This is a genomic window from Ruegeria arenilitoris, from assembly GCF_013031355.1.
Classification (GTDB): Bacteria; Pseudomonadota; Alphaproteobacteria; order Rhodobacterales; family Rhodobacteraceae; genus Ruegeria; species Ruegeria arenilitoris_C.
Map to the genome: position 1 here is coordinate 1 of NZ_WPZO01000018.1, position 17671 is coordinate 17671.

Genomic DNA, 17671 nt, shown 5'->3' on the forward strand with positions numbered 1-17671 from the left:
CGAAGCAACGCACGCTAATATGAAGGCACAAGTCGAACAACTGCTGCACTCCAATAAAGACGCTGCGAAGCCATCTCTGTTCGCCGCTTTGTCTGATCAGGTCAAAAGCGGCGAATACTACGGCCCTACAGGCCCCGAAGAGATGAGCGGCAAGACCGGCGTCGCGATCCGCAATCCGATTTGCGACGACCACGATTTGGCCAAGCGTCTGTGGCGTCTCTCGGAAGAGATGACCGGTCAGACATTCGCGATCTGAGGGACAGGGATGTACGCCTTTATCGATCGCTTCTCGCAAGGGTTCGAGTATCTGATTGTACTCGCGTCGGTTATTATGCTGGGCTGGGGGCTACTTGGGTTTCTTGAATACTTCACTGGGTTGGCCCCACTCATGCGATTGCAAAACGCGGCCTTCCCGTTGGGCATGCAAACTCTCCATTGGACACTGATCACAGCATCGGGTGCCGCGTTTCTGGCCGGATACGTCCTGCGCTGGAGCTTCACTCCGATTGCCATGCTGGTGATGTTCACCGCGCTTGCTACGATGTGTGCTGTGCAAACCTTCGACATGTTGGAAAATCCGGATCGCTACCGGAACTTTGTCCAAGAATGCGTCAACTACATCATCATCTCGATCTACCTTTTCCGATCCAAGCGCATGCGGGATCGTTTCGGACGGATCACAATTCAGGGCAGTGATCGCGTGTCGCCGCTGAGCGCCTGAGACCGCAACGGAAGGACAGTCATGGAAACCTCATCATCGGAAAAAGTGAACCTCTCACATCACAAAATCCACACAGACATTTTGATCGATGCGCCGGCGGACTTGGTCTGGTCGGTTCTGACCGACACGGCAAACTACAAGGACTGGGCAGAGTTCCTTGTGGGTATCCAAGGAGAGATTAAGGATGGATCGACGATCACGGTCGACTTTCAGCTGGATTCATCAAAGGAGAAGCTAACCACCCTGGAACACACTATCACGGTCGTGGACGGGGCAGAGTTCTTCTGGGCCGAGAAAGGACCGGGCGGCATTCGCGACAATCATCACTTTTGTGTCGAGCCACTGGAGGGTGGTAAAACCCGCTTCGTACAATCCGATGAAATCCTGGGGGGCATTACCTTCCTGATGGGCGGGCGTTTGGTAAAGATGTATGTGGAAGGTTACCAAGCTTTCAATCGCGGCTTGAAAGCCGAGGCAGAGCGCCGTGCCCAATCCGCCTGACAAGACAACACGACCACTTGGACGCGTTCTGCTGACCGGTGCGACGGGGATGGTGGGTTCATCGGTACTCAGGGTATTGCTAAACGAAAAAACTGTGCGCGAAGTCGTGTCACTTGGGCGCAGGCTGTCCGGTATAGATCATCCTAAGCTGACCGATGTGAGGTTCGAAGCATTCGGCGAAACCCAATCCATCGAGCCTTATCTCAATGGTATCAACACAGTCTTCCATTGCCTTGCCACCTATTCCGCGCGAGTGAGTCGAGCAGAATACGAGGAAATCACAGTCGATTGGATGCGCGCTTTGCTGGCGGCTTGCGAGAGGTCTGCGCCCGGTGTGACGTTCTGCTTGTTTTCCGCTCAAGGCGCTCGGTCAGATGGCGGCGGCATGTCCTTTGCATTGAAGATTAAGGGCGAAGCGGAGAGCAAACTGTTTGCATCTGACCTCGAACGGAAATTCGCCTTTCGTCCAGGTTATATTGCGCCGTCGGGGCCGAGGAGCACGTGGAAGATGGCCGACCACCTCTTTAAACCGCTCCAAAGGCTGATGCCGTCCATCGGTGTAACTTCCGATGAATTAGCTCATGCCATGCTTTATACTGCGATACACGATCGTCGTTGTACCGCTGTCCTCGAAAACGGTGAGATGCGTACGTTGTTCGCATGAGGCTGCGGCTGGGCCTGAGTATAATCTACTCTTTGCTGCGCCTCGAGCTGTTCAGATTTCAACAGGCGTCTTTCAATGTCCGCTTCTGGGAAGCCGCAATGCAGCATTCAACTTTCGCAGGGACGGCGGCTAAGGGCCGACTGCACTTAGAGCTCTCCCGCCACCGAGTTCATTGTGTAACGGGAATGTTAGTCGAAGCAACAGCGCCGTTGGATCAAAGCTTAATACGGAAAGCTGCGAAACCATCCTTGCCTTTTCCAGCGTCCTCTATTGAGACGCCCTTGACGTCATTCATATAGTCACGAGCTTTGGGACCAGTTTCGAATAGTACGGTCGTGTCGTCCAATGGGGCAAATGACCAGTTGGCGTCCGCTTTGGGGTCGATCGTGCCCTGTTCGACAATGTAACGTACGATGACATCACGGTTTGTGTCTGGCGCTTCGAAAATAACGGTTTCGCCCATCGCACCGGGGAACGAGCCGCCGCCGGACGCACGGTAGTTGTTGGTGGCAATGATGAATTCCATGTCGTCCGTAACCGGTGCGCCGTTGAATGCAAGATTAACAATCCGGGCCGCATCGGGGTTTTCCTCTTCGCCCTTTGGTCCATAGCGCGACGGTTGTGACAGGTCGATTTGATAGGTCACGCCATCCATCACATCAAAATTATAGGATGGGAAAGACGGGTTCAGCAGGATCGCGTCTTTTGAACCTGCTTCAATCTGATTGAACATGCCTGCCGACCGTTCAAGCCAACCTCTTACCTGCGCGCCATTCACACGGACCGCACGGACCGTATTCGGATAGAGGTACAGATCGGAGACGTTCTTGATTGCGACATCGCCCACTGGAACATCAGTATAATACTCAGGGCCCCCACGCCCGCCGGCCTTGAACGGAGCAGCCGCTGACAGGATAGGCAAACCTTCGTGCTCGGTGCCTTTCAGCATTTCCTCGACATACCATTTCTGTGCGATCGACACGATCTGCACAGAGGGGTCATCCGCGACCAGCGCGAAATAGCTATGCAACGGGGCTGAAGTCTTACCGACTGCGCGACGGACATAGGCCAGTGTTTCGTCATGTTCATTTGCCACCGAACCCAGAACCTTTTGGTCATCGCCCACCAGTGCGGTGATAGAGCGGTCCTCGTTGCGCTGCGATATCGGTCGCGCCTCGGAAGTGGTCGTGACCACGCGCCATTCGTTCCCGTCCCGCTCCAGCAGCAGGTCCAGCAGGCCAAGATGCGACCCCCAGAAACCGCCCATGACGGCGGGTTTGCCCATCAGCGTGCCTTTATCCACATCGATCCCAGGGCGGTCGGCAAAAGTGGGTGAGGGGAAGACCAGATGATTGTGGCCGGTGACCAGAGCGTCGATATTGTCAACGCCCGCCAGTACGACAGAGGCGTTTTCCATGCCATCGGAGTGATCAGCCTCGCCAATTCCTGAATGCGACAGGGCGATGATCAGGTTGCAGCCTTGCTCTTTCATCTCGGGGACATAGGCCTGTGCCGTTTCGATGATGTCGCGAGCCTCAACACTGCCTTCCAGATGTTTGCGGTCCCAATTCATGATCTGCGGTGGGGTGAACCCAATCACCCCGATTTTAATGGGATGCTTGGTTCCATCGCCCAATTCGATTTCGCGATCGAGAATGGCGTAGGGGCTAACCAGCGTTTTGTCGTCTCGCGGAGCGGCGCCTTTTTCCTTGGCGACATTGGCCAGAACCACCGGGAAGTCGGCGCCGGCAAGAGATTTTTCGAGGAAATCCAGGCCGTAATTGAACTCATGGTTGCCCAGCGTGGCGGCATCAAAGCCAACCGTGTTGAAAGCCGTAATTACCGGGTGGCTGTCGCCCTCTTTCATACCGCGTTCATAGGCGATGTAGTCGCCCATCGGATTACCCTGTAGAAAGTCGCCATTATCGACCAGAAGCGAGTTGGTCGCCTCGGCGCGGATTTCATTGATAATTGACGCCGTGCGGGACAGACCCACCGTGTCTCGCGGCTTGTCTGCATAGTAGTCATAGGGGAATACGTGAACATGGATGTCAGTGGTTTCCATGATCCGCAAATGTGCCTGGTTGTTGGCAGCTGAGGCAGAAAACGGGTGCAGGGTGATCGCCGCTGCGCTGGTGGCTGTTGTTGCAAGAAACTGGCGGCGCGACATTAGGGGACGAGCGGGGAAGGACATGGTTCACCTCTCAAGTGTGTTGGTCAACGCGCCTCTTGTATACTTATCTCAACAAACGCATGAAATGGGTTGTGCACTTCAAGCAGACGCATTTTGTGGGCGACAGTGATGAGTATCATATCTTAACTTCATGTGTTTGCTAGAGTAATTCAGAAGGCGGACCAAACCTTTAGTCGTTTTACTTAGCAAACCCAACGAACGGCCGGTCTGAGGGGTAACTCCGCAGTAAAACCAGTGGTTAGTCAATGTCTGGTTTGGTCCGCTCGATACCTGTGAGAGTGGGTGCATTACTGACATTCGCTGCGCCAAGACTGATGATCTGCTCCCATCTTTGATCGGCAGATGAGCATAGTTTCTTTCAGACCGCAGCACATACCCGCAAGGCATCGAGAATCGCGGCGTGCATGTTTCGGCTTGTAACTGCGTCGCCAATGCGGGCCAAATGGAATTGACCGCTCCGATTGGTGTCAAGGAATGGAAACGTTCCGCCAATGAGCGCTTTGTGTTCAACCTGACCAAGGTTGCGCGAGCTTAATTTGAGGTCGTGATAAAGCCCGTCCATCGGGGAAAGGCCATGTTCGACGACTACGTGATCAACAAGACGTTCAGTGACATTCCCTGTCAAAACGTGACGAAGGCTTGCGCGTATTCGATCACCTTCGCGCACCAGGGAAGTGAGCTCCTGCAGGCAGGTGAAGGTAACTCCATTGGCGGCCATATCGCGTAAGGCAACGGCAGAGGTCGTTGGGCCAAGGTCATGCAGAATTGCCCGGTCCGGGGTCACGAGATTGACACTGCAGCCATTGCCTGCCAGCGCGTCGGCCGTGACGGCCGCAGGGTGGTCGCCGACCTCGTCGAACAACAGCACCTCGCCCGAGATACGTGCCTCACCGGACAACATCTCCCAGCTGGAGATCGTCAGATCACCACCGGGAATGGCCAAAGGTTCGGGCCAGCCGCCTGTCGCAATAATCACGACATCGGGGGCTTCGGACAGCACGTCATTGGCCTCGGCGTAGGTGTTCAAGCGGATATCGATGCCAAGCACCGTCACCTCGGAAATCAACCAGTCAGCAACGCCCCATACCTGTCTGCGCGCCATCCCCTTGGCGGCCAAAACCAACTGTCCACCCAGCCGGTCCGACGCCTCGAACAGCACGACTTCGTGACCACGTAAGGCGCTGACCCGCGCGGCCTCCAATCCACCGGGCCCGCCACCGACGACAACCACTTTCTTTCGGGTGTCGCTTAGCGTGATGACATGAGGTAATGTCTGCTCCCGCCCCGTCGCAGCGTTGTGTCCGCAAACGGCAGGTTTGCCCTGATTGACCCGGTCCACGCAGTAGCCCAGGCCGACACAGGGGCGGATACGCTCTTCTTCCCCGCGCGCGAGTTTTTCCACCAGATGGGGATCTGCCATCTGTGCGCGGGTCATGCCCACAAGATCGACATGGCCGCCGGAGACCGCGTGGCGGGCCGTGGCAATATCCGCAATCCCTCCTGCGTGCAGGATCGGCAAATCGACGGCATCACGGATGCGCCCGGCCACGGTGATATGTGGTGCCGCCGGCAGGCCCATGGGGCGCACCCATTCAGCCAAACCCAGATCATCATAAGGCGCGCCGGCGAGGACGTTGAGCAGGTCGACATGGCCGGATTTTTCCAGCATCCGGGCGGCGGCAACGCAATCTTCGGCGCTCAGCCCTCCTTCGGTCAGCTCATCGCCGGTGATGCGCATCGACAGGATGAACTCAGAGCCGACTTCAGTACGCACCGCGTCAAGCACTTGCAAGGTCAGGCGCATACGGTTCTCCAACGTTCCACCATAGTCATCGTCGCGCTTGTTGGTCAGCGGGGAGAGGAATTGACCTAGAATGTGCGAGTGGGACAGAAGCTCGATCCCGTCGAACCCACCTTTCTGACAGCGACGCGCCGCAGCTGCGAAATCGCCAATAACGCGGTCGATGTCCTCGTGTTCGATCACTTTGGGAAAGGCGCGGTGCGCGCGTTCGCGGATACCGGACGGAGCCAAAACCGGCAGCCAATGCCCATCATCCCAGGCTGTGCGGCGCCCCATGTGGGTGATCTGACACATGATGGCCGCACCATGTTCGTGAACGCCATCCGTGAGTTTCCGGAACCATGGAATGATACTGTCATCGCCGGCATAGAGCTGGCCGAACACCGATGGGCTATCAGGGGCGATATTGCTCGACCCGCCGACCATGGTCAGGGCGACTCCGCCCTTGGCCTTTTCCTCGTGATACAACCTGTAACGGTCCCGGGGATGGCCTTCTTCGACAAAATTCGGTGCATGGGATGTGCTAACGATACGATTGCGCAAAGTCAGGTGTTTCAATTGAAACGGATCAAGTAGGTTTGCCACTTTCGTATCCCTTCGGCCAAATCGGCTGTTCGAAAACCGTCCAAGGTTGGCCAAACTGGTCAGCTTCAACGCCGGATGAGCTTCGTTATCTGACATATGTTATTCGCGAAGCAACGCGTGAGAATTCACTGCTTCCGACATAGCCGTATGAAAAGGCGACCCGAGCAAGAGTCTCATAGGCGGAAAATTCGTTGAGCAGAGACGGAAACCCGACAAGTGTCGCTCGACCCACCGCGGTTAGCTAAGGGCAGAACGCTCGCTCAGGTTCTACGTACCCAAGCTAAGAGCTTTGTGCCTAGGGCACACCGGAGTTCAACGGTTGAACAGCCGCGTCAGATCGCTGTTTTCCGGATGCGTGATATTCGTTGGGCGCTTGTCCATACACCCTTTTAAATTCGCGATAAAAATTGGAACGCGACATGAACCCGGATTGCGTCGCGATCGTTACAACGCTTTGATCCGTGTCGGCCAGCAAGCGCGCTGCATGAGCCAGGCGAAACCGGTTCACAAACTGCGACATGTTCGTTCCCTGTGCTCTGTTGACCGCAGCGGACACGTCGCGGGCGGGAACACTCAGGCGTCTGGCAAGACGCTGCACGGTAATGTTGGGCTCTTTCCGTCGTCAGGAGTTTTGAGCCAGTTGGCAGTCTGACCTAAGAGAGGATCTGGCTCATCCGGTTCGCGTGATTATGCGGCGGATCTGCGGTGAGGCAAGCGCCGGGATTCGATGGTCTTTCGTTTGATCCTTTCTCGTTGTTTCAGAATGGTCTGGCCTCGTCCGAAGTAGACGTCAGCGGGCGTGAGGTTTTGCAGGCTCTCGTGGTAGCGACGGTGATTGCAACGCTCGACGAAGGCGTCAATCTGCTGCGTGAGATCGCCAGGCAGATAGTAGTTTTCCTACAAGATGCGGTTCTTGAGGGTCTGATGCCAGCGCCCGTTCCGTCTTTAAACGAAAAACACCGCCCCTGTCGGGGCGGCGTCTGTTTCGACACTAGGTTTAGTGCTTATTCAGCAGCCTGCGTGCTTGAGTCAGCGTGTTTGTCGCGCTGACCATCACGGTAGAGAGCTTTGGTTAGTGAAACCATCATCAGACCCATCACCATGGTAAACGGTAGCGCGCCGATGATCATCGCATTGCGGAGCGCATCCATCGGGTTGTTCTCGCCCGCCGCCAGGATCAGCGCGCCGATCACAGCCGTCAGGATCACACCCCAGATGATGCGGTGCTTGATGCCGGTTTCCTGGCTGCCGCCGGACATGATGGTGTTCATCACCAGAATGCCCGAGTCCGCAGAGGTCACCAGGAAGGTCATAATCAGGATCACGCACATGACGTTCAGCATGGACAGCAACCCACCGTCGATCATGTAGGACAAGGTCACGAACAATTTGTTGGTGTTCGATGCGCCAATGATTGCACCTTCGGCAGCGCCCGCCAGTTCCAGATCAATTGCGGTGCCACCCAGAACGGTCATCCACGCGAAGCAAACAAGTGCCGGTGCCAGAACGCAACCCAGAATGAATTCACGCACCGAACGACCCTTCGAGATACGCGCCAGAAACAGGCCCACAAACGGCGAGAACGCGATCCACCAGGCCCAGTAGAAGGTGGTCCAGCCCGACTGCCAGCCAAACTGACGGCCTTGTTCACCCGCAGCGTAAACCGCGGCCAGAGTTGTTTCGTCCAACTCGGCCGCTGCGCCTTCAAGACCGCTCTTGAAGCCGTCAAAGCTGCCCCATGCGTTGGTTGCGCCGCCCATCAGGTCAGCCGCATGCGCCTGTGCCTCCGCAGGCAGAGCCGCGGCAAAGGCTTCGGTCGACAACGGACCATATGCACCAAAGCTCAGCGAGAGGAAGTGCAGGAGGTAGTCAACCAGGGCTGTACCATAGGTGGTCATGGCAAAGACGAACGAGCCGAACACAACGAACGTGCCCAGCAGGATGATCGACAGAACAAGGTTCAGGTTCGACAGGTATTTAACACCACGCCCCACACCCGAGACAGCCGAGATGATCGACAGACCCATGATGACAACCAGGCCTGCGATCAGGCCAACTTTGCTGGGGGTCGGAACCTCACCGCCCAAATCCATGATCCATTCCATGCCGGTGATGGCATACACACCGTCGATGAACTGGCTGACACCAAAACCGATGGTTACGGACACACCGAGGATCGTTGCAACCACGCCCAGAACGTCAACCACATGGCCAAGGAACCCGTTCATCAGACGACCGAACAACGGAGTAAGAGCCGCGCGAATGGTCAGAGGCATGTCACGAGTGTAGGCGTAGTAGGCCAGCGACAGGCCGGTCACCACGTAAATCGCCCACGCATGGAAGCCGTAATGCAGAAAGGTATACCGATACGCGGACTGAATTGACTCAGGATCGTTACCCGCAACCGCACCGGCCACAACCTCGGGGTTAGATCCCCACAGGCCCAGCGGCTCGGCCGTGGCAAAGACCATCAGTCCAACACCCAACCCCGCGCCAAACATCATGGAAAACCAGGAAAAATTCGAAAACTCAGGCTTTTCACCTGCTGTTCCCATGACCCTCTTCCCGGTCGAGGGAAGGATTGCCACAACTACAAGGAAGACGACAAACAGTCCGACGATGACCACGTAGAAGCTGTTGAAAACCTCCAGGAGCCTACCGTTCCAACTGCCCAAAGTGCTGTTTGCATTGGCCGGGAAAACAAGCGCCCACAACACAAGGGCAACCATGATGCCCTTACTGATCAGCGCGATCGGGACGCTGTAGTTCTCATAGAAACCGGCATCTGCCGTTTCTATCTCCAAGTCCGTAAACGGCTCTCTAATTGACATAAGGCTCCTCCCTGTTGTCACTCTTTCAATGCGATACCGCGCAGGTGAGCTGGCTTTGTCACAATGCGTCCGGCGCGCCTTTGGTTCGGATCAGTTCAAGGACCTTCTCAAGCAAGACGGCGCATTTCATTACGCATACGGTTGGGGTGCGCTCGGGGAACTTCCGGCGGTTTTCGTCCGGCACGCGCGCTACCTTGTGCATGAAACGAAGTGATCAACTCGCCCGGTTTGCGATCCTGAGTCCCGCTAATTGTCCAGGGCAGAATGCAATTTTTACTTAATATCAGTCAAATTCAAATAAATGAAATAAACTTCAAGAATATTGAAGTGCAATCATGGCGTTGCACAACGTTAACTTCTCCAAAGGAGGCTTTGATGCGGTATGAAAGGGTAATTCACGTAGGCTCAATCGTTAGATAGTGCGCTTGCACAAGCATTGGTACTGAACCCACTAAAGTGGTTTCCCTACCGCGAACGAACGGCGATTTCCGTTTGAAGCCTTTTAGCCGATCCGTTTCTTGCGCATTCGGTTCAGGTATTTCAACACCCGCAAGAACCGGGTCGCGCTGTACTTGTATCATTTCCTAGTTGATTGGCATGCAAATTCAGAAAGGCATGCCCATGGAACTTAAGGACAAAACCATCATCATTTCCGGAGCGAGCAGTGGGATCGGCGCTGCGGCCGCGCTTCTGTTTGCCTCGGAAGGAGCGAATGTTGTGTTGGGCGCTCGCCGGGAAGCTCAGCTGAACACACTCGTCGGGCAGATTACCCAGAGCGGCGGTCGCGCTGTTTGCCTTGCGGGCGACGTGACGGACGAAACGTACTCCGGGGATCTTGTTGATCTGGCGAAACGCCAGTTTGGCGGCCTTGATGGTGCATTCAACAATGCGGGCATTATGGGCGAGATGGGGCCAATTCCCGAAATGGAGCCAGGCAACTGGCAGTCAGTTCTTGCCACAAACCTTTCAAGTGCATTCTTCGCGGCAAAAGCGCAGATACCGGCAATAGAGGAACGCGGCGGCGGGTCTATAGTATTCACCGGAACTTTTGTCGGTTTCAGCAATGGGGGTATGCCTGGCATGGGAGCCTATGCTGCATCAAAGGCAGGTCTGATTGGTCTCGTGCAGTCTCTGGCATCTGATCATGCAGCCAAAGGCGTCCGTATCAACACCATTTTGCCGGGCGGCACTAAAACCGACATGGCTGGCGATGATCCTGCGGCGCACGACTTTATTGCCAGTTTGCATCCCCTGAAACGCATGGCAGAGCCAAAGGAAATTGCCCAATCTGCTTTGTTCTTGTTGTCAGACAGGGCAAGTTTCGTAACAGGTTCTCCGGTCGCCGTTGACGGTGGCATGGCGACCCGCCTGCTTTGAATATCTGCCGTTGGTTGCTTCGCAACCAACGGCCGTTTCCGATCACACAACGTGATTGCGCGCACCATCCGAATTCGCGGTGAACGTCGTCTTGGAAGGGCAGCGCCACTGCAGATTGAATGTCCGGATAAAGTGCGCGCGTCAGGCGCTGGCTTCTTGCTTAGGCAGGTGCTGCCTCTATTCTGAGGCCCGCTTCAAACCCATTTGCCAGTCTTCGCTGGATAGTTAAATGCTCGCCGCGGAGAAACCGCGTCAGAACCTCCGTGCCTGCTGTGAGAGCGTCATCAGCATGTCTTTAGGGTTGGCAAAAACACCTCACTCGCAAAATCCCGAAACGACCGCGGTGCCTTGCCGGTGATTTTCTGGACATTACTGCTTGTAAAGGCGCCCCAACCCGAGGCGTAAGCCTGTCCATAGTCCTGCGCCAGCGCAGCCATCCATTGGCCCCATCCCGCTCCTTCGATTGCGGCGTACATATCTTCGGGTGGCACAGGGGCATAGGATATCGGTTTTCCAAGCAGCGTACTCATGACACCGGCAACATCGAAATAGCTGATCACCTCCGGCCCGGTAAGTTCCAGGGTCTGGCCGTCGAAATCCGACAGAGCGCATTCGACCGCGCAGGCCGCAATGTCGCGGGCGTCAATCATGCCCATTTTACCGTAGCCGGTGGCGAAGGAAAACTGCGCCTTCTGTCTGATCTGATCCGCGGCTATGAACATGTTTTGCATGAACAGATTAGGCCGCAGGAAAACGTGGCGCAGCCCGCTTTGCGCAATCTCCGCCTCTGTGCTGCCATGGGCGCGGGTGTTATTGGTCGGACCATCTGGGTCAGCTTTGATTGCCGATATGCGGACAATCTTTTGTGCACCCGCCGCTATGGCCGCTTCAATCACGTTGGATGCCTGTTCTTCCGCCTGCGGGCCGGCCGGGGTCAGCAGCACCACCGTTGCAACCCCTTGAAGCGCAGAGTCGAGGGACTGCCGGTCTTCAAATGCTCCTATCACAGGTTCTGCGCCGTGGTCGGAAACCAATGCTGCCTTTTCGGCGTTGCGAATGAGGGCCTTTACCTCCATCCGGCGTTCCTGGTCGAAGAGGCGCAGGACGTCAGTGCCGATTGTGCCTGTGGCTCCCGTGACGAGTATACTCATTTCGTCGCCTCGGCCCAGATTGCCAGCTCATTGCCATTTGGATCAGCGAAGTGAAACCTTTGCCCACCCGGAAAAGAGTAGATTTCGCGAAGAATCGGTGCACCGGCATCTTTGACCGCAGCCAGCGCGGCTTCCAGATCATCAGAGAAGAGGATGACCAGAACACCTGGTTTCTGAACGGGCGTTTTGTCCTCGCCGTTGAAGCCGCCGTCGATACCCGCACCGGTGAAGCTCAGATATTTGGGACCCCATTCCTGAAACTCCCAGCCAAAGACTGAACCGTAAAACTGCTTGGTCGCGGTCGGGTCTGTCAGCGGAAATTCGATGTAGTTGATCGTGTTGGCAATAGGCGCCATGGGTCAAACCTCTTCAGAACTGTTTGCAGAATTCTAACATTTCCCTATTTTGGATAAATATCGGATTCTGAAACCTAAGTTCCATATTTGGGAGGGATATGCCGAGTTTCGACGCCATTGCAATCTACGCCCAGGTTGCTCAATCCGGGAGTTTCACGGATGCGGCAAAGGTGTTGGGCATGCCGCTCTCTTCTGTCAGCCGAAAGGTGTCCGAGCTGGAAGCTGATCTGAACACCCGGCTTATCGATCGAAGCAAGCGCCAGATCAGATTGACGAAGGCGGGCCTGGCCTATTTCGAACTTTGCCGCCGAGGGATAGACACGCTGGCTTACGCCAACCGACTGATTAGTGATCGGCACAGTGACACCTCGGGCACGGTCACCATCACGGTTCCCCCAAATCTGCTGGAGGTGCTGTTTCTGGACGCCATCGAGACATTTCAGTTGCGGTACCCCAATGCACGCCTGCGGGTTCTGGTGTCGGAACGCACGTTGGATTTTGTTGATGATGGCGTTGATGTTTCATTTCGGGTTGCTCCGCCAGAACACCCTGATCTCGTGGTCAGGACATTGCTGAAGTACCGACACAAGTTGGTCGCTGCCCCCGGCTACATGGCGGTCAATACGACACCTCAAGAGATATCGGATCTGGAAGATCACAGGACCATCGGCTTTGGGTTCCTCACGTCCGGCTCGGTGAACTGGTCGCTGTCAAAACAGGGGCAGACAGAAAATTTCCGCTTTGAACCTGACTTGTCCGTCAATGACTATGCGGCGGTCAAAGCAGCGGTTCTGGCTGGACAAGGCATTGGCGAGTTGCCCGAACCTCTTTGCGAAGAGATCTTGCGGACCGGAGAGCTCATCGAGGCCTTGCCGGACTGGCGCCTGCCCGAGATCCGGCTCTACGCCGTCCATGCAGGAAACACATCGCTTTCAAAACTGGCGCGTCTGTTTCTGGACGTCGTGGTTTTACGAATGAAGGGATGATTGGAGCGTTGGGATATGAACATGCCAAACGCTCCTGACTATCCGCGGGAAGGCGCTGTCTTCCCCTTCGGGCGGCCCAATGGACAATATTCTGTTCCCGGTTAGGCCAGTTGGATGCGGCTTTTCCCCGAAACCGCTTAAACGATTTCGTCTGAATTTCTATAGCGCCGAGATATCTACGTAGACAGCGTAGTCAGCCACCTTATCTCCTTGCAGGCCGAGGCGTGTGGCAAACGGAACTTCATGCTCGCTGTTGTCGTTGCGTGTGTAATGGACCGTGCCGTCACAAAACACCGTGTCGCCGATTGACCAGATGCCGGTGATTGTGTGGCGCATGGCAGAGATGGTCTGAAAGAACGCTTCGTTGGCTCGATGGACAGGTTCGCGCCCGGTGACCGGATCGAAGTTCCCGAGGCGGAATGTGACGTCTTCGGTTACAAATCCGGCAACGTCGCCTGCGTTCATAGCATCGACGGCTGCATAGAGTTCGGCAACCAGTGGTGCATGCGGCGAACTGTGTTCATTGGTGATCTGCATCTTTATTCTCCATGGTAGATGATTGGCGAGTTGTGGCGTTTATTGGTAATCTGGCCCGCCTTTTGGGCGAGAGACGCCGGAGATGGGCGAGGCGGATGTGCCCGTTGGTGAGGGCCAAACCAAGAAAGAGCATCGCAAGCGCCACAACCAAAGTGAGGCGGATTGGTTCGCCAAAAGCCAGGGCTCCGAAGCCAATGCCGAAAAGAGTGGCAAAGTACCCGACCTGGGCAAATCCGACGCCATCTGTGCGCCGCTGCACCTCGAATGTCAGCACGTAGCTGAATGCGGTGATCAGTCCGATTCCGATGATCGCGGCAATCGGGCCGGGATCTGATGAGCCGGGCCCGATTTGTCCACTTACAAGGACTGGCAGACCGATCACCAGCAGTTGCAGACCCAAAGTTCCGGCCGCCAGCGCCATGGGATCACCGTCCGGCGGGTAGGCACGGCTGCGAAAGACATTGCCCATTGCCAGCAGAAGCGGGCCGGCCATCGCAACAGCAATCCAGTGCGGCGCGACGTCTGACAGGTCAAAACCGCTATGAGTCGCAAAGCTGATGCCAGCCAGCCCGATCAAAATCCCGATCAGCCGGTATGCGGGCAACATTCGCTTTTCGACCAAAGCCGTGATCGCAAATGTGAAGAGCGGTGAGAGCGTGACCAGCGCCGAGTAGAAGCCGGTCGAAACGTGACCCAACACTTTATACCCAATCAGGGCCGGGCCGCTGATGCCGAGGATGCCCGCCCCCAGATAGTAAGCCAGATACCTGCGATGCAGCGGGGGACGCTTGCCGGAAATCACCCCAATGACGAACAGAACCAGGCTTGCGATCAGGAGCTGCCAGAACAAGGCCAGTTGTGGCGCGACGCCCGCAATTGCCACAAACTTGGTCAAAGTAAAACTGACCCCAACCAACGCACCAATGGTGATGATCAGGGCTGTCGGTGGAAGATGTGCGACAAAACGGGGCATCACGCGGCTCCCTTTGTCAGTTTCGTTATTACGTAGTTTAGTTCTGGCCCGATCGGGATGATGCCGCTTGGGTTGATGTGGCGGTGGCTGAGAAAGTAATGCGCGCGGATATGCTGCATATCGATCGTTTCAACAACGCCAGGCAGTTGAGAGAAATTCGCCAGGTAGCGCGAAAGGGCTGGGTAGTCCGCGATCCGGTTCCGGTCGATCCTGAAATGCGTCACATAGACGGGATCGAACCGCAGGAGTGTCGGAAAGAGCTTCAGGTCAACCTCGGTCGGTATTGCGCCAGCCAGAAAACGCTGTGTTTTCAGCGCTGCTTCGACAACGTCCAGCGCTACATAGAGCTGATGGGCTGCCTCGTCATAGGCGTCCTGTGTGGTCGCAAAGCCGACACGATAGACGCCATTGCGAATGGGAGCTTGGATTATCTCTGCCAGCCGGTCGATCTCGGTGGCGAATTCTGTCGGGTAGAGGTCCGGACCACTCGTGTCCGTGAAAGCGGTGTTGAGCATCCGCATGATATCTGCGGAGTCAGTGCTGACGATCTGACCGCTGAGCTTATCTAACAATAACGGGACAGTAATCGCACCGGTATGGGCCGGCGCGGCGCGTTGATAGACCTGATAGAGGTGTCGGTCACGCGGTACACCGGCCGTCTCGTCAAAGCTGGATTGGTCGATGACCCATCCGTCCTCGGACATTACCGGGTCCATCCAGGTAATGCCGATGGCATCGCGCAGCCCTTTGAGCGACAACACCAGGTCGACGCCATGACACCATGGGCAAGCCTTGGACATATAGAGGTGGTAACGCCCAGGAACCGCCGGAAAATCCGCCCGGGCCTCCGAACTGATCCAACCATGAAAGGAGCTGGGCAACCGTTGAAAACGACCATCAGATTGCGCTGGCTTGTCGCGCAGAATTCCATTGATGAGCATTTTGGGCATGGCTGCCTCCATCCAATACGTGATGAGGACGACTTAACGTGTTTCCCAGGGTGCGATAATTGGCTGACTGGTATACTTAAGGGTGACGAAAAGTTGACCATGCGAGGGTAACATGATCGAAATCGGCGCCATTCCCATATTTGTCGCTGTGGCCGAAAGCGGTGGCTTTGCTGCAGCTGCGCGGCGATTGGGGATCACGAAATCAGCCGTCAGCAAACGGATAGGCACACTGGAAGCGCATCTTGGCACCCAGCTGTTTCATCGCTCGACACGTAGCATTTCGTTGACTGAAGCCGGGGAAATCTACCTGACGCACGCAATTCAGGCGTTGGGATCGGCGCAGGAGGCAGAAGACGCAGTTGCGGCCGTGCAGGGGCAACCGGTCGGGCATCTGAAGATAAGCGCGCCGATGTCCTTCGGGCGGCTGCATATTGCACCGCTGCTCACTGATTTTCTGGCCGCCTATCCTGATATCACGATGGACCTAACTATGGATGATCGGGTCATTGATCTGGTCGATGCCGGGCTGGATATGGCCATCCGGGCCGGCACCCTGCCTGACTCAGCCCTGATCGCGCGGAGGCTGGCGCCGATCCATAGCGTCCTTGTCGCTTCACCGAAATACATATCGCGAATGGGTGCCCCACAGCATCCCGAAGATCTGCTGGCGCACAATTGCCTGCATTACGCCTATTCACGGGATCCTATGGAATGGGTGTTCCAAGGTCCGCATGGAGAAGTGCGGACCCGCACCAAAGGCACACTGCGCGTCAACAACAGCGAGACGCTTTGTACCGCGTTACTCGACGGACTTGGGATCGGACGACTGCCAACATTCGTAGCAGGTTCCCATGTGGCCGCTGGCCGTCTGATCCGGGTCTTGCCGGAATACGCAATGTCGGAACAGGCGCTTTATGCGGTGTTTCCCGAACGCCGTCATATGCCAATGAAAGTGCGCGCCTTTGTGGATTTCCTTGCCGAACGGATCGGGAGGGACAGGCCGTTTTGGGATGTCGAGGCGGGGCTGGGAGGCTGAGGCGCATCGAGAGCTGCACATGACCATCTCTCAATTCGACGACCTGAGTGGCGCCAAACATAGCGTCGCCGCGCCGGTTCCGTATCTTTTTTCAAGCCTACCGGTTTCGTGGATGGTTGCGCGCTTTGCGTTCATTCCCGCGTTTATAGTTGCCGGTAACACGGGCCATTTCCTGCTGTTGGCCCTCGAAATCCAGACCGCCCATATCTTGCAGAAACCATTCCGCCTTGTCGCCCCGAAGAGTCGTCGCGCGCCGACCGTGATGATCGACCACCACATCGCCATTCTTCGCACGCCGGAAGGTAAAACCAAGATTGCCCATTTCGCTCTCGTCGTATAGTTGCTCTGGGTGTCTGACGTCTGCGCTCGCCGGACAGGTTTTGGACTTGGATTAACAGGAAATCCGGAACATCGAAATATGCCGCTGGCAAGTTAGTCAGGGGCATTAAGCGCCAGACACGCAGACACTACTCTTCTGAAGAACAGATTCGGATTGCCCTGGCCGGTCTGCGGGGCGAAGTGCGCATTGCTTCGCTGGGGAAAGTGGTGAATGCCGCGTGTGGGCTGAACGACTTTACTCGACCGGTCTAGAGTTCCCGCTCTTGAACAATAAATGCGCATGACTTTGTGTGGTCGACAAAACTGGCCTCGTCTTGCAGCAACTCTGCGCTTAGCTCTTGCATTTCAGAGGTACCCATCGCCTCCATCAGATCTTGTTCAGAAGAGAACCAGACCTCAGCCACACCGTCAAATTCCGGTTGCATGCTTCTGGACACCCGAATCGCGTCATTCAGTGGGCTGTCAATTGTATGGCTTTGTACATACCGCTTCGAGCGCATTACCGTCGCGTTCTTTTTAAAAAAATGGCCCGTGCTTGTTCAGCCAATAATCCTGGAACTCTTCTCGGCTAATGTTCGAACGGCGGTGCAAACACATGATCAGTTTAATCATCGGGAATATCTCATTTTGATGCTCAGATGCTCTAAGTATGAGCGGAAATTCTGAAAG

Annotated in this window: 18 protein-coding genes and 1 pseudogene; 8 read left to right on the top strand and 11 right to left on the bottom strand. The window is 55.9% G+C overall.

The genetic code is table 11. The annotated features are described in order from the left end of the window. From GOX63_RS23070 to GOX63_RS23085, 4 genes are all read left to right on the top strand, one after another. The coding region (locus GOX63_RS23070) for a hypothetical protein (protein ID WP_217356281.1) at positions 1-256 on the top strand (256 nt) is incomplete at its 5' end. Between the two features lie 9 nt (positions 257-265). Continuing rightward, complete coding sequence (locus GOX63_RS23075; RefSeq protein WP_170328888.1) at positions 266-721, top strand: hypothetical protein; 456 nt, start codon at positions 266-268, stop codon at positions 719-721. A 21-nt stretch (positions 722-742) separates the two neighbouring features. Further along, positions 743-1222, top strand: a complete 480-nt coding sequence (locus GOX63_RS23080; protein ID WP_170328890.1) for an SRPBCC domain-containing protein — start codon at positions 743-745, stop codon at positions 1220-1222. Then, positions 1206-1886 (top strand): NAD-dependent epimerase/dehydratase family protein, encoded by a 681-nt coding sequence (locus tag GOX63_RS23085; protein ID WP_170328892.1) that lies wholly within the window; start codon positions 1206-1208, stop codon positions 1884-1886. The genes GOX63_RS23080 and GOX63_RS23085 overlap by 17 nt, the downstream gene beginning before the upstream one ends. 214 nt (positions 1887-2100) lie before the next feature. On the opposite strand, the gene GOX63_RS23090 is transcribed toward GOX63_RS23085, so the two are convergent. The 5 genes and pseudogenes from GOX63_RS23090 to GOX63_RS23110 all read right to left on the bottom strand — a co-directional run bounded on the left by GOX63_RS23090 (position 2101) and on the right by GOX63_RS23110 (position 9297). Then, positions 2101-4080: a bifunctional 2',3'-cyclic-nucleotide 2'-phosphodiesterase/3'-nucleotidase gene (locus tag GOX63_RS23090; protein ID WP_170328894.1), complete on the bottom strand. Its 1980-nt coding sequence runs from the start codon at positions 4078-4080 to the stop codon at positions 2101-2103. A gap of 358 nt (positions 4081-4438) precedes the next feature. Continuing rightward, positions 4439-6466: an FAD-dependent oxidoreductase gene (locus GOX63_RS23095; RefSeq protein WP_367646765.1), complete on the bottom strand. Its 2028-nt coding sequence runs from the start codon at positions 6464-6466 to the stop codon at positions 4439-4441. A gap of 295 nt (positions 6467-6761) precedes the next feature. Next, a complete protein-coding gene (locus tag GOX63_RS24190; protein ID WP_170328898.1) occupies positions 6762-7064 on the bottom strand; it encodes a helix-turn-helix domain-containing protein in 303 nt (100 codons plus the stop codon). Between the two features lie 89 nt (positions 7065-7153). After that, positions 7154-7399: pseudogene (locus tag GOX63_RS23105) on the bottom strand (IS3 family transposase); the annotation flags it as partial. Between the two features lie 71 nt (positions 7400-7470). Beyond that, positions 7471-9297, bottom strand: coding sequence for a BCCT family transporter (locus tag GOX63_RS23110; protein WP_170328899.1), 1827 nt, complete (start codon positions 9295-9297; stop codon positions 7471-7473). 621 nt (positions 9298-9918) lie between these two features. Here GOX63_RS23110 and GOX63_RS23115 point away from each other — a divergent pair. Beyond that, entirely contained in the window at positions 9919-10674 is a 756-nt protein-coding gene (locus tag GOX63_RS23115) for an SDR family oxidoreductase (protein ID WP_170328901.1), read from the top strand. 284 nt (positions 10675-10958) lie between these two features. On the opposite strand, the gene GOX63_RS23120 is transcribed toward GOX63_RS23115, so the two are convergent. Then, the gene (locus GOX63_RS23120) at positions 10959-11825 is read right to left on the bottom strand and encodes an SDR family oxidoreductase (protein ID WP_170328903.1); all 867 of its coding nucleotides are present in this window, start codon (positions 11823-11825) and stop codon (positions 10959-10961) included. Continuing rightward, the gene (locus GOX63_RS23125) at positions 11822-12181 is read right to left on the bottom strand and encodes a VOC family protein (RefSeq protein ID WP_170328904.1); all 360 of its coding nucleotides are present in this window, start codon (positions 12179-12181) and stop codon (positions 11822-11824) included. Before GOX63_RS23125 ends, GOX63_RS23120 begins: the two co-directional genes overlap by 4 nt. Before the next feature lie 98 nt (positions 12182-12279). Here GOX63_RS23125 and GOX63_RS23130 point away from each other — a divergent pair, with 98 nt between their 5' ends. Beyond that, positions 12280-13167: a LysR family transcriptional regulator gene (locus GOX63_RS23130; protein WP_170328906.1), complete on the top strand. Its 888-nt coding sequence runs from the start codon at positions 12280-12282 to the stop codon at positions 13165-13167. Between the two features lie 159 nt (positions 13168-13326). Here GOX63_RS23130 and GOX63_RS23135 read toward each other — a convergent pair whose 3' ends face one another. Genes GOX63_RS23135 through GOX63_RS23145 form a run of 3 tightly spaced genes read right to left on the bottom strand, consistent with a single transcriptional unit; the run spans position 13327 to position 15627 of the window. After that, on the bottom strand, positions 13327-13704 hold the full coding sequence (locus tag GOX63_RS23135; RefSeq protein WP_170328907.1) for a nuclear transport factor 2 family protein: 378 nt from the start codon (positions 13702-13704) through the stop codon (positions 13327-13329). Then, complete coding sequence (locus GOX63_RS23140; RefSeq protein WP_170328909.1) at positions 13688-14677, bottom strand: DMT family transporter; 990 nt, start codon at positions 14675-14677, stop codon at positions 13688-13690. Before GOX63_RS23140 ends, GOX63_RS23135 begins: the two co-directional genes overlap by 17 nt. Next, positions 14677-15627: a glutathione S-transferase family protein gene (locus GOX63_RS23145; RefSeq protein WP_170328910.1), complete on the bottom strand. Its 951-nt coding sequence runs from the start codon at positions 15625-15627 to the stop codon at positions 14677-14679. Before GOX63_RS23145 ends, GOX63_RS23140 begins: the two co-directional genes overlap by 1 nt. Positions 15628-15739: 112 nt before the next feature. Between GOX63_RS23145 and GOX63_RS23150 the strand changes: the two genes are divergently transcribed. Both GOX63_RS23150 and GOX63_RS23155 read left to right on the top strand, forming a co-directional pair. Continuing rightward, positions 15740-16663: a LysR family transcriptional regulator gene (locus GOX63_RS23150; protein ID WP_170328912.1), complete on the top strand. Its 924-nt coding sequence runs from the start codon at positions 15740-15742 to the stop codon at positions 16661-16663. A gap of 19 nt (positions 16664-16682) precedes the next feature. Then, positions 16683-17003, top strand: coding sequence for a hypothetical protein (locus GOX63_RS23155; RefSeq protein ID WP_170328914.1), 321 nt, complete (start codon positions 16683-16685; stop codon positions 17001-17003). Positions 17004-17250: 247 nt separating this feature from the next. Here the strand turns inward: GOX63_RS23155 and GOX63_RS23160 are convergent, their stop codons facing one another. Beyond that, positions 17251-17502, bottom strand: a complete 252-nt coding sequence (locus GOX63_RS23160; RefSeq protein ID WP_217356283.1) for an EthD domain-containing protein — start codon at positions 17500-17502, stop codon at positions 17251-17253. Positions 17503-17671: the final 169 nt, after the last annotated feature.